Source organism: Halomonas sp. (genome assembly GCF_029263665.1).
In the GTDB taxonomy this organism is placed as follows: Bacteria; Pseudomonadota; Gammaproteobacteria; order Pseudomonadales; family Halomonadaceae; genus Halomonas.
On record NZ_JAJUFQ010000002.1, the window covers coordinates 113,273 to 126,253 of the forward strand.

Genomic DNA, 12,981 nt, shown 5'->3' on the forward strand with positions numbered 1-12,981 from the left:
CACGCTACCGCCCCAGGATTATGTCCGGGCGATTCCCTTACCCTGCACTTCGCCAAGATCAAATGTTGCCGAAGTTACCTGGAAACCTTTCTTCTGGTTATAGAGTCAATCCACAGAGGGATTTTTAGAGAGTCTCTAGTTTTATCTTCGGCTTAAAGCGCTTATACCAAGAAATTACAGCATAAAAAAATCACCCACATCCGAGTGACATTTATCGAAATTGATATACATAAAAAACAAAAAATTTCTTTAATTGCTCACCTTCTCCATACGATATACTAAGTATATTTAGTAACATGGATCTCCATTACTAGCAAAGAAATATATTAAATATCAGTCACTTATGATTTTTTCGCTTATGATTTTAGTTAATTCGATACTTTTTTTTCAGATAATTCTCACAGAATGTTAAAAATTCACCATGACTTGGAATTGGCTTTGGTTATTAATAATATATTAAAGATACCTCTTATCTTTTTGCTGAAAAACGCAAAAAGGAGGAAATTTATTTTTTGGTCATTAAATGTGAAAAATACATTAACATCAGCAATATATTACAGAAATATTTTCCGTATATGCGAGGAAAAATCAAAAGAAACATGATTTAAAGTATAATAAATACTATTTTGTGTTCTCCACGACATAAATTACGGCTTCTCATTAATGTATTTGTATTGCATATGTTCTATCACCAAAGGTCTATGGGTTTTCAAGAATAAAAAAACAAAATATCGAATCTAGAACACGACCATCCATGCCTTTTAATATTTATTAAAAATCAATCACATATGGAAAATTTCTGTGGTATCGGTTGTCTGCATGGCACTCGAAAAATGGCTATCGCCATGATGGTGCACCGACGTCGCTACTAAATTTGCATCATATTTGAGGCCACATGACGCACATGCATGATCATGAAGGCGGGGTGTCTGATCTAGCAAAATTTCCAATCAAATAAGGAGAATGAGCTGCAATAAATATGAGAAATGAGATAGCTATAATTGAAAGGCCGCATTTCAGTGAGACTTCTTTTTTACTGATGATCAGCCCATCGATTTCGGATGCCAGAAAAAGCATATTTTGCTCAAAAAAGAAAAAAATACATGGGAACCAACTCGTAACTTCGTCTAATCATGACGTATGGAATGCATGATATTTCCTGACGAAGCAAAGAAAAAAGCCCCTAAAAAGAATGAAAATTTTCTCATCCTGTAACCGAGATATGCCCCATAGCAGCTCGAATTCGCACAATTTATTCTTGACTTACCTCTCTTGTCAGAATTTTTCCTGGCGCCTCATACCAGGAAACAGGATTCGGCATGCTAATGGCAGAGATCGTGGCGATAGAGTCTAATTATCACAGCCATCATGTCACTCAATTTAGACTATCAGTACCAGAGCGATAAAGTGTCTTCCGTCTACGACACAAACTTACTGGTCTAAGGAGATGGGCATGTCCCTGATCAACACTCAAGTCAAGCCATTCAAGGCAACTGCTTTCCACAATGGCGAGTTCATCGATGTCAGCGAAGAAAGCCTGAAAGGCAAGTGGAGCATCTTCTTCTTCTACCCAGCCGACTTCACTTTTGTCTGCCCGACCGAGCTGGGTGACCTGGCTGACAACTATGCCGAGTTCCAGAAGCTGGGTGTTGAAATCTACAGTGTCTCCACTGACACCCACTTCACGCACAAGGCCTGGCACGACAGTTCAGAGACCATCTCCAAGCTGCAGTTCCCCATGCTGGCCGACCCAACGCTGCAGATTTCTCGTAACTTCGAAGTTCTGATCGAAGAAGATGGCCTGGCCGAGCGCGGTACCTTCGTCATCGATCCGGAAGGCACTATCCAGATTGTCGAGATCAACGCAGGCAACATCGGCCGCAACGCTGAAGAGCTGCTGCGCAAGGTGAAAGCCGCACAGTATGTGGCTGCTCACCCGAATGAAGTCTGCCCGGCCAAGTGGAAAGAAGGCGAAGAAACGCTGGCACCGTCTCTGGACCTGGTTGGCAAGATCTAAGCACCACCGTTATTTCCCATCTGAGTGTACTTGCCGTTCGACCTACCAGTCGTTCACGCGGGAACGGTATTCCTTTCACTCAGATGGGGATTCTCATCACCCCATACGATATTGAATGCAGACGCCGGCTGTCCGCACGGATGGCGTTCGTCTGTTCTCATTCCCCGAACATGAAGGATTGTCGCTGTCATGTTGGACGACTCTCTGAAGCAACAGCTGAAAGCCTATCTGGACAAGGTCACGCAACCGTTTGAGCTGGTCGCCACACTGGATGACGGCGCCAAGTCCAAGGAACTCCACGGTCTGTTGAGTGATATCGCCTCACTCTCAGACAAGATTGCCTTTTCCACGGAAGGTAACGACAAGCGCGTACCGTCCTTTGCCATACATCGTGATGGCAAACCCAGCGGAGTAGTGTTTGCCGGCATTCCCATGGGCCATGAGTTCACCTCTCTGGTACTCGCTCTACTGCAGGCTGGAGGCCATCCTCCCAAGACAAGCCCAGAGGTTCTCGAACAGATCCAGGCACTCGATGCGGATCTGCATTTCGAGACATATTTCTCGCTGTCCTGTCAGAACTGCCCGGATGTGGTTCAGGCTCTCAACCTGATGGCGATTTTCAACCCACGGATCTCTCACGACGCTATCGATGGTGCTCTGTTCCAGGACGAAGTCGAAGCTCGAGAGATCATGTCTGTTCCCAGTGTCTACCTCAACGGTCAGCTGTTCGACCAGGGCCGCATGAGCCTCGAGCAGATTCTGGCCAAGGTGGACACCGGCGCCGAAAAACGCGAAGCCGAGAAGCTCAGTGCCAAGGAAGCCTTCGACGTTTTGACTATCGGCGGAGGCCCTGCTGGCGCCGCTGCCGCTATCTATGCTGCCCGCAAAGGCATTCGCACTGGTGTTGCTGCGGAACGCTTCGGTGGCCAGGTCCTCGATACCATGGCAATAGAGAATTTCATCTCTATACCCGCAACCGAAGGCCCGAAACTGGCGACGGCACTTGAGGAGCACGTCAAGGAATACGACGTGGATATCATGAACCTCCAGCGAGCTGTCGAGCTGATTCCAGCTTCCCGCCCGGGTAGCGAGCACGAAGTACGCTTCGCATCCGGCGCCAGCCTCAAGACCAAGACGCTGATACTCGCCACTGGTGCACGCTGGCGCGAGATGAACGTTCCCGGTGAAGCCGAGTATCGCAACCGAGGTGTCGCCTACTGCCCTCACTGCGATGGCCCTCTGTTCAAGGGCAAGCGTGTTGCTGTCATTGGTGGTGGCAACTCTGGTGTCGAGGCCGCCATCGACCTGGCGGGTATCGTGGCACATGTAACACTGTTCGAATTCATGGACGAGTTGCGGGCCGACGCCGTACTGCAAAAGAAACTGTCCAGTCTGCCCAACGTTGACATCATCAAGGGAGCCCGGACTACCGAGATCCATGGCGATGGCAATCGAGTCAATGGCATCAGCTATGAAGAGCGCGCCAGTGGTGAGATGAAGCGTGTGGAGCTGGAAGGTGTCTTCGTCCAGATAGGCCTGGTGCCCAATACAGAGTGGCTCAAGGACTCCCCGGTAAAGCTGAGCGAGCGAGGGGAAATCATCACGGATAGCCACGGAATGACCAGCGTCCCCGGTATTTTCGCTGCGGGAGATGTGACGCACGTGCCCTACAAGCAGATTGTCATTGCGCTTGGCTCCGGTGCTACTGCTGCGCTAGGTGCTTTCGACTACATGATTCGTCAGTAACCTGCTGACACGCTCACCTCTCTGTGGAATACATCCCATTGCACAGAGCAGCGTGAGGAGGAGAAAGAAAATAATAACCAGCAAGACAAGCCAAAAGGCCTGCGATATCTCGCAGGCCTTTTTTATATACACTTTTTATATGCACCTTTCATATACGATTGTCACTTACATACGATTTCCATTTATATCAATAGCCACGTATATCAATAGCTACGTATATTAATAGCTACAACGCTGAACTCTTACACTTGCATATTCATCACATCATGATAGGCGCTGATCAGACGATTGCGCACCTGTTGCCCCATTTGAAAGGCCAGGCTGGCTTTCTGCATATTAACCATGACGTCATTCAGCTCTACACCAGGCACACCCACCTGGAAAGCCTGAGCCTGTGCATCGGCATTTACCTTCAACTCATTGATGCGCCGAATCGAGGAAACCAGTGCATCAGCAAAACCAGAATCAGGCTCTCCAGCATGCTGCTGCCTTCCTCCTATCTGACTGGCCTGATGGGACAGAACCTCCATCTGGGTAAAGGCTGACTGCATTGCGGAAGTAGCCATGACAATTTCCTGGAAGATCAAAAAGACCTGCTCAGCCTAACAGGCTCCTATCCTGACCATCGCCCCAATTGGCCACCAAAATCGTGGCTATTTCAACCTTTCACCTCAGTGATGCTGCGGATAATGGGTATCGTCATTGAACCCGATCCAGGGAACGGCCTACCGCACACGGACTGCCTCCATGTCATCCGAACATTCACAAGACCACTGCCTCCCCGCTATCAGGAGTGCCCGATGAGCACCGTGATTCAATCAGCGGGATCAGCACCATTGTCAAAGCTCATCACCAAGCTGCGAAATAATCCGCTGCTCGCTCTGATCATCGGTAGTGCCATGGCTATCGCTCTGATCGTTGCCCTGGTCATGTGGGCCACGCGCCCGCCATATCGAGTGCTGTTCAGCAACCTCTCAGAGACTGATGGTGGAGCCATCATCAATGAGCTGGACAGCCGCGGTGTCCCCTACCAATTTGCTGCTGGTGGGAACGCACTGCTGGTGCCCGGCGATCAGGTCCACACCCTGCGCCTGCAACTGGCGGAGAAAGGCCTGCCCCATGCCGGCAATGTTGGCATGGAATTGATGGAGCACCAGGCCTTTGGCATCAGCCAGTTTGCAGAACAAATCAATTATCAGCGTGGCCTTGAAGGTGAGCTGGCCCGCTCTATCTCCTCTCTCGGCCCTGTGGCCAACGCCCGAGTACATTTGGCTCTGGCCAAGGACTCAGTATTCGTTCGCGACAGAAAGCCAGCAAAGGCCTCAGTGGTGTTGACCCTGGAACCCGGCCGCACCCTTGGCGATGGGCAAATCGCAGCCATGATCCATCTGGTCTCTTCCAGCGTCCCGGACCTGACTGCCGAGGATGTCACGGTGATAGACCAACTCGGGCACCTACTCTCTTCCCCTGCGGGTCAAGGCAAGGGGCTTGACAGCACGCAGCTCGACTATGTCGCCACGGTGGAAAGCACGCTTCGTCAGCGCATCGAAACGATTCTGGCCCCTATCGTGGGATCCCATAACGTACGGGCCCAGGTGACCGCCCAGGTCGATTTTTCTGCCCATGAAGAAACTGCCGAGCATTTTGCCCCCAATCAACCCCCTAACGAAGCGGCTGTCCGTAGTCGCCAGACAAGCCTTGATGTCGACGGCAAGGGGAATCTGGCCAAAGGTATTCCTGGCGCCCTAAGCAACACGCCACCCGGCACGGCACCTTCTCCTGTCGAAAGCTCTCCAACCGAAGCATCCAAGGACGAGGCCACTGCCAATCAGCAAGGCACAGCCAACTCTCAGTCTGAACGCATGCGCCGTGATGACGTGATCAACTATGAATTGGACCATCAGGTATCACATATACAGCATCAGCAGGGGCAAATTGAGCGCCTGACAGCAGCCGTGGTCATCAACTATATCCTCGACGAGGCTCCTGCTGAGGCCAGCGGTAATACAGAAACACAGAAACCACATCCTTTGGACGATGCACAGCTAGCCCAGATCGAGAAACTGGTACGCCAGGCCATGGGGTATTCAGAAGATCGAGGCGATGATCTCGTGGTGGTCAACCGTCCCTTTATCACTCCTCCTGAAGAAGCTCCTCTACCCTGGTGGCAAAACTCCGATCTTCAACGCTTGGCCATGGAGATCGGGCGCTACTTGTTGATCGGTCTGGCTATCCTGTTCGTGTATCGTCGCCTGCTTCGCCCAGTGGTACGCCACTATCTGGAAACCACCGCGCCTCAGGCAAACCTGCAAACACAGGTGGGAGCAGGGGATGACTCCGAGATAGAGCAGACGGACGATGGAGAAGCCCCAGAGGAAGATGACGCCACTTATGCCAGGGCCCCATCGCACCGGCGCAAAGCCACGACCTATGAACAGCATCTCAATGAACTGCGCGAAATGGCTCAGGAGGACCCTCGCCTGGTCGCCATGATCGTGCGCGGCTGGATGAACGACAATGACCCATCCTGAAGCATCTCCTGGCCTACGACGCAGTGCTGTCCTGTTGCTGGCCCTTGATGAGGACAGCGCGGCGGAAGTATTCAAGTTCCTCAGTGCCAAGGAAATTCAGAACCTGTCTCGGGAGATGACACTACTCACCCAGATTTCCCATGACGAAATGCGCAAAGTGCTGCAGGACTTCCATAAGGAAGCAGGAGAGTTCATCGGCTTTAACCTCAACTCCAGCGACCACATTCGCGCTGTATTGACCAAGGCTCTGGGAAGCGAACGGGCTTCCAGCCTGATCGAAGACGTACTCGAGAGCACCGCTGGCAGTACGGGTATCGATGCCCTCAATTTGATGGATCCATCGATGGTGGCAGAACTCATCCGCGATGAGCATCCGCAGATCATTGCCACGGTACTGGTTCACCTGGAGCGCCATCAGGCTGCCGATGTGCTGGAGCTCTTCACCGACAAGTTACGTAACGATGTCGTACTACGTATCGCCACCTTCAATGGCGTTCAACCTGCCGCTCTGCAAGAGCTCACTGAGGTGCTGACCAATATGCTCGATGGCCAGAACCTCAAGCGCAGCAAGATGGGAGGGGTGCGCACCGCTGCCGAGATTCTCAACCTGATGAACTCCAACCAGGAAAGCGCAGCCATCGATACAGTCCGCGCCCACAGCGAAGAACTGGCCCAACGCATCATCGACGAAATGTTCCTGTTCGAGAATCTTGTCGACCTGGACGACCGCAGTATCCAGTTGCTGCTCAAGGAGATCGACAACAATAGCCTGGTGGTAGCACTCAAGGGCGCACCAGAAGACCTCAAGACCAGGTTCATGCGCAACATGTCCCAGCGCGCCGCCGACCTGCTGCAGGAAGAAATGGATTCCCGCGGCCCGATTCGGGTCTCGCAGGTGGAAACCGAACAAAAAGCCATCCTTCAGATTGTTCGCCGTCTGGCCGACAGTGGCGAAATCGTCCTCAGTGGAGGTGACGAGGCTTATGTGTAACCTCATCCATTCACCGAGGTCCTCAGAATGAGCCATCAACCCATCGCAACGCCTTCCACCTGGCGTCCATGGTGCATGGACGAGCTTTCCGTCGAGCGTTCCTGCACCGCTGGCGAACCATCTTGCGATGACGGTGACGAAGTCCTTCTCTCTCCCGACGAGCTATATCACAAGGCCTGGTTGCAAGGTATTGAACAAGGCCGTCGTGAGGGACATGCCCAGGGCCATGAAGCGGGCTTCGCGAAGGGAATGAATGAAGGGCTGGCCAAGGGGCGAAGTCAGGCGGATGCCGAGATAGCCGAAGCACTGGAAAAGCGGGCCCATGAGGTCTTGAGTCCGCTATCTGACTTGATAGAAAACTTTCACCGCGCCTTGCAGGATCTGGACACTGCCATTGCCGCGCAACTCATCGACCTGGCTCTGGCAACGGGTCGGCAGCTCGCGGGAGATGCGCTCAAGGCACGTCCACGCCAGATAGTGTCAGTGGTTGAAGACTTACTGCGTAGCGATCCACCACTGGTCGGTAGCCAGCGCCTCTGGCTGCACCCTCAGGACCTCACGCTCGTCGAGCGGCATCTGGGGGACACCCTGGCAAGCGCCGGCTGGACCCTGAAAGCAGACGACAGCCTGCACCGCGGAGGATGCCGGGTTACCAGCGAATATGGCGAAATCGATGCCACCTGGGAACAGCGCTGGCAATCAGTGAATTCACAAGTCCGCAGGCGCAGCAACAGCGCCCAACCGTCACCGAATGACTGATGCCATGCCTGATACAACACTGACATGTCCTCACCAGCAGCGCTGGCAACAAGCTTTGAATGCCGTTGCCCAACGCCTCGAAAAATTACCAAGCAAGCGCATCAGCGGTCGGGTCGTGCGAGCCACAGGAATGGTGATCGAGGCGGTAGGTATCCAGGTGGCATTGGGTGATGGCTGTCGGATCGAACTGCCGAAGAATGCCGTAGACGACCGAGCAAATTATGCTGAAGCACAGGTTGTAGGCTTTTCAGGCGAACGCCTGTATCTGATGCCACTGGCCGAGGTAAATGGCCTGATGCCTGGTGCAAAAGTGCTTCCTCTCGGCGCTGGAGCGCCCGGTAGTGCCCGGCGTTTCCCCCTGGGGCAAACACTGCTCGGAAGAGTGGTGGATGGTAGCGGTACCCCCCTGGATGATCTCGGCAGCCTGGATGAAGCTCCCCGGGCTCCCTTGTCCACACCACAGCTTAATCCATTAGCCAGAGCTCCTATAGAACAGCAGATCGATGTCGGGATTCGTGCCATCAACGCTTTACTATGCGTTGGTCGAGGCCAGCGCATGGGATTGTTTGCTGGGTCAGGTGTAGGCAAATCGGTTCTGCTTGGCATGATGGCGCGTTACACCCAGGCCGATGTCATTGTGGTCGGCCTGATAGGAGAACGAGGCCGTGAAGTACAGGACTTCATCGATAACATCCTCGGCAAGGAAGGCCTGAGCCGATCCGTTGTCGTCGCGGCTCCGGCAGACACTTCTCCCCTGCAGCGCCTGCAAGGGGCAGCCTACGCGACCCGTCTCGCCGAAGGCTTCAGGGATGAAGGCAAGAATGTCCTGTTGATCATGGACTCACTCACTCGCTACGCCATGGCACAGCGCGAGATTGCTCTGGCGATCGGCGAACCGCCCGCCACCAAAGGCTATCCCCCTTCCGTCTTTGCCAAGTTGCCCAGCCTGGTCGAACGTGCGGGTAATGCCGGTGTCGGAGAAGGCTCCATTACCGCGTTCTATACCGTGCTCACTGAAGGAGACGACCAGCAGGACCCGATTGCCGACGCCGCACGCGCGATTCTCGATGGACATGTAGTGTTGTCGCGCGCCCTGGCAGAAGCCGGCCATTACCCCGCCATCGATATCGAGGCATCCATCAGCCGAGTCATGAATGCCGTTGCCGATGATGACCAGTGCCGCCAGGCCCAGGTGTTCAAGAGCATGCTGTCCCGCTATCAGCGCAACCGTGACCTGATCAGCGTCGGCGCCTACCAGCCAGGCCACGATCCACGTCTGGACGAGGCCGTGCGCCGCTACCCGGAACTGGAGTCATTCCTGCAACAACGCATCGACGAATGCTCTAGCCTCGATCAGTCGCGCCAGGCGCTGAATACCGTTCTTGGAAATGCTGTCCTTGGAGGTAGTCCATGAGCAACAAGACGCCTCTCGACACACTGATACAACTGGCCCGGGAAGCTCGGGATCAGGTCGGCCAGCACTTGGCCAATGAGCGCAACACTGAACAGCAGGCACGCCAGCAACTGGAATCCTTGCAACGCTACCGACAGGAGTACGCCCGTTCCCTCAATGACGCGATACGCCAAGGTATCGCCACAGCCTCTTTGCATAACACCCAACGCTTCCTGGCCTCCCTGGATATTGCACTATGCAAAGCCCGTGATGGTGTTGAAGCACAGCGTCATAAAGTGGAACGCAGCCAACAGCGCTGGCAGCAGGAACAACGCCGCCTGAAAGCCTATGACACATTGACCAGCCGGCGTGCCAACGAACAGGCCCATCGCCTGTCACGCCACGAGCAACGCACCCTCGATGACCTGATCAATGGGCGTCAGCAACGCGAAGCTATTCTGCCTAACCGACTTTGACTCCATGGAGCCTGGAAATGGATCTTCTGCCCGCACTCCCTCCTAGCACTTCTTCAGCTACCACACATTCCTCGGTGCCAGCTTCGCAAGACAATGCCGGCCGCTCGCCTCAGAATGGTGAAAGCTTTGCCGAACAGCTTGAGGCTATCGTGTCACCTGCCGCTTCCGGTACAGACTCAGAGACACCTCCAGAAGGCAAGAGCAAGGACTCCGCAGACGATCTGCTGGCGCCCCAACACAACTTGGTTCCGAACGCCCATTACTCGGCCTTGCCTACTGACGCCAGTACTCTACCGCCGACCTATACCGGACTTGTCGTTCCAGGGCTTGCAGCGGTCACTGCCGAGCCAATCTCCAGTGAGCCACTCACCAATGAAGCACTCACCCATGAACCAATATCCGGTGGGATACTTCCCAATGAGCGCCTCATGTCTCCAGGTCAGGATGTCAGGCCACTCGACCAGGCCGGCGAACGTCTTTCCCAGATGATCGAAGCCCGTCAGGAACACCGGGGCGCTGCCACATCGTCAAGTGCTTTCCCGGCATCTCCCGACTTGCCACTCGCCAGGTCACTTCCTTCATCGTCAGAAAACGTCGTGCAAGTGGCGTCATCGAATCCCGCCGTTCTGGCTCTGACGGGGCGTGAAGAACAGGCAATACATCAGGCGCTCAATGACAGACAGCAGCATCCAGTGGAAACAGTAGAAGGCAATAAGTCTGCTGCCTCCTCTTATCCGGGTCACTTCGACAACCGTATACCCACCGCCTTACCCGATAGCATGACCCGTACAGAATATGCGGGGGGCCTAGAGAACAAAGAGACGGTGTCCACGCCTCCCAGCGCCAGCTCCCATGACTCAGGACTTGCCTCGGCTGGATCAACCATGACTTCCAGTAGCGCTCGCCTTCCGGGGGCATCAAGTGCCGGCACGTTTCAGGCCAGCATTGCCTTGCCCGTCAACCACCCGGCCTGGCCAGGACAGCTCAGTTCCACCCTGGCCCGCGTCAGCCAGACAAAGAGCACGGTCGAGGGCGATCATCGTGTCGAATTGCGCCTGCACCCCGCCGAACTCGGGCCGCTATCCATCAACCTGCGTCTTGGCGAGCATGGTGCCCAGGCCCAGTTCTTCTCGGCTCACCCCCAAGTGCGCCATGCCGTGGAACAGGCCATTCCACAACTGCGCGAAGCCTTGGCTGAGCAAGGTATCCAACTAGGCAATACTTCTGTCGGTAGCCAAGGGTTTGCCCAGTCTCAAGGAGAAACTTCTCATTCCAGCACATCTACAGGAACATCTGATACCGAAGGCCTTCAAATAACCTCGGTGGCAGAAGCCACCCAGGGCGCCAATACCCGTGCCAGCAGGATGGATGGCCGTATCGATCTATATGCTTGAGCAAAACCCTGAGATAGCAACAAAGTTCAGCCCTGTTCGGACCTTCGTCTCCCCTTCTACATGGCCATACTGAGCCTCCATGTACCCGTGTCCAACCCGGGGCCCAACGCCAGTAATGCTCGAAGGGGAGTTTCATGCAGATGGCAAAGTCACGTTGGCTGATAAGGGGCTTGATCCTCATAGTGGTGCTGGCTCTCGCCTCCACGGCAATAGCCGTCTACTTGCTCTTGCAAGAGCGGGCTGATGCTACCCAACCTCATGCCAGCGATTCACCGGTCATCACCGATAAAGCTATCGCGCCGCCTGCTGACCCTGTTTACCTGTCCCTCCAGCCAATTACCGTCAATCTGGCTGATGATGCGGATGGACCGCGCATGCTCTATGCCGGCATTACGCTGGAGCTGGCCTCCGAAGCCGATCGTGAAGCCCTGCAACAGCAACTCCCACAAGTGCAGGATTGCTTATTGAAGTTGTTGTCCGGGCATAAAGCCGGTGACCTGGTGACCCCACAGGGAAAACAGCAACTGGCTGACGACATCGCAAAACGCTTATGCAGCGACCTGGCTGAAAACAGCTACGAAGCCAAGATCATCAAGGTTCTGTTCACTCAGTTCATCGTCCAATAGGTCGGTATTACCATGTCCCACGACGATCATCTGTCCCAGGAAGAAATCGACGCCCTGCTCAAGGGCGTCGGAGATGATGAGAGTGAAAGCAAGGGAAGCACCACCCACAGCCACGCCCGCCCTTTCGATCCCGCCACCTTGCACCGTGTCATTCGTGAACGACTCCAGGCGCTGGATATCATCAACGAACGATTCGCCCGCCACTTTCGCATGGGCATGTTCAACCTGCTCAGGCGAAGTGCCGACATCACCGTGGAATCTGTGCAATACCAGAGCTACAGCGACTTCTCGCGCAATGTGCCAGTCCCCACCAATATCAACATGATCGCGATGAAGCCGCTGAAAGGGACTGCGCTGATCGTCTTTCCGCCGAGCCTGGTATTCATGGTGGTCGACAACCTTTTCGGCGGCGATGGCCGCTTCGTGACCAAGTCGGAAGGGCGCGAGTTCACGGATACCGAACAACGCATCATCCAACGCGTGCTGCAACTGGCCATCGACGGCTACAGCGAAGCCTGGAAGTCAGTCTATCCGTTGGAAATCAGCTATCTGCGTTCAGAAATGCAGTCAAAGTTCGCCAACATCACTAACTCGCCCAACGAGATCGTGGTCAATACCACTTTTCATCTGGAAGTCGGCAACCTGGCCTCGAACTTTCAGGTCTGCATTCCCTACACCATGATCGAGCCTCTGCGCGACCTGCTCAGCAATCCTCTCAGTGATGGCAGTCGTGACAAGGATGGCACATTCCATCGACGCATGGCGGGTCAACTGCGCAACCCCGTTATCGAGCTGGTGGCCGACTTTGCCACGATCGCCTCACGCATCGATGAAGTGATGCACCTTGCCATCGGCGACATTCTGCCTCTGGATCTACCGGAAACCGTTACCGCACGGGTCGATGGCGTACCGGTGATGGAGTGTGAATATGGTAGTCAGCACGACCTGAAAGCTCTGCGCGTCCTGAACATGTTCAATCATTCCGCCGGCCATGCCCCTGGCGGCACTTTTGTCAAAGACTCCTGCCTTTCACCCAAGGAAGCGTGAC

The 12,981-nt window shown here is 54.3% G+C and carries 11 protein-coding genes; 10 read left to right on the forward strand and 1 reads right to left on the reverse strand.

Annotated features, from left to right (window positions below; genetic code table 11):
• Nucleotides 1-1,453 precede the first annotated feature (1,453 nt).
• Nucleotides 1,454-2,017, forward strand: a complete 564-nt coding sequence (ahpC, locus tag Q1K07_RS02310; RefSeq protein WP_149286953.1) for an alkyl hydroperoxide reductase subunit C — start codon at nucleotides 1,454-1,456, stop codon at nucleotides 2,015-2,017.
• Between the two features lie 189 nt (nucleotides 2,018-2,206).
• Nucleotides 2,207-3,763, forward strand: coding sequence for an alkyl hydroperoxide reductase subunit F (gene ahpF / locus Q1K07_RS02315; RefSeq protein ID WP_300307206.1), 1,557 nt, complete (start codon nucleotides 2,207-2,209; stop codon nucleotides 3,761-3,763).
• Nucleotides 3,764-4,005: 242 nt separating this feature from the next.
• Here ahpF and fliE read toward each other — a convergent pair whose 3' ends face one another.
• A complete protein-coding gene (fliE, locus tag Q1K07_RS02320) occupies nucleotides 4,006-4,329 on the reverse strand; it encodes a flagellar hook-basal body complex protein FliE (RefSeq protein ID WP_300307209.1) in 324 nt (107 codons plus the stop codon).
• A 234-nt stretch (nucleotides 4,330-4,563) separates the two neighbouring features.
• Between fliE and fliF the strand changes: the two genes are divergently transcribed.
• From fliF to fliM, 8 genes are all read left to right on the forward strand, one after another.
• Nucleotides 4,564-6,294 (forward strand): flagellar basal-body MS-ring/collar protein FliF, encoded by a 1,731-nt coding sequence (gene fliF, locus Q1K07_RS02325; protein ID WP_300307212.1) that lies wholly within the window; start codon nucleotides 4,564-4,566, stop codon nucleotides 6,292-6,294.
• Nucleotides 6,281-7,285, forward strand: coding sequence for a flagellar motor switch protein FliG (gene fliG / locus Q1K07_RS02330; protein WP_300307215.1), 1,005 nt, complete (start codon nucleotides 6,281-6,283; stop codon nucleotides 7,283-7,285). The genes fliF and fliG overlap by 14 nt, the downstream gene beginning before the upstream one ends.
• 27 nt (nucleotides 7,286-7,312) lie before the next feature.
• A complete protein-coding gene (locus tag Q1K07_RS02335) occupies nucleotides 7,313-8,044 on the forward strand; it encodes a flagellar assembly protein FliH (protein WP_300307218.1) in 732 nt (243 codons plus the stop codon).
• 4 nt (nucleotides 8,045-8,048) lie between these two features.
• Nucleotides 8,049-9,458: a flagellar protein export ATPase FliI gene (gene fliI / locus Q1K07_RS02340; RefSeq protein ID WP_300307221.1), complete on the forward strand. Its 1,410-nt coding sequence runs from the start codon at nucleotides 8,049-8,051 to the stop codon at nucleotides 9,456-9,458.
• Nucleotides 9,455-9,913: a flagellar export protein FliJ gene (gene fliJ, locus Q1K07_RS02345; RefSeq protein ID WP_300307224.1), complete on the forward strand. Its 459-nt coding sequence runs from the start codon at nucleotides 9,455-9,457 to the stop codon at nucleotides 9,911-9,913. Before fliI ends, fliJ begins: the two co-directional genes overlap by 4 nt.
• 17 nt (nucleotides 9,914-9,930) lie before the next feature.
• Nucleotides 9,931-11,307, forward strand: a complete 1,377-nt coding sequence (locus tag Q1K07_RS02350; protein ID WP_300307226.1) for a flagellar hook-length control protein FliK — start codon at nucleotides 9,931-9,933, stop codon at nucleotides 11,305-11,307.
• A 134-nt stretch (nucleotides 11,308-11,441) separates the two neighbouring features.
• On the forward strand, nucleotides 11,442-11,933 hold the full coding sequence (locus Q1K07_RS02355; RefSeq protein ID WP_300307228.1) for a flagellar basal body-associated FliL family protein: 492 nt from the start codon (nucleotides 11,442-11,444) through the stop codon (nucleotides 11,931-11,933).
• Nucleotides 11,934-11,945: 12 nt separating this feature from the next.
• Nucleotides 11,946-12,980 carry a flagellar motor switch protein FliM gene (gene fliM, locus Q1K07_RS02360; protein ID WP_300307231.1) on the forward strand — a complete coding sequence of 345 codons (1,035 nt, stop codon included), beginning with the start codon at nucleotides 11,946-11,948 and terminating at the stop codon, nucleotides 12,978-12,980.
• Nucleotide 12,981: the final 1 nt, after the last annotated feature.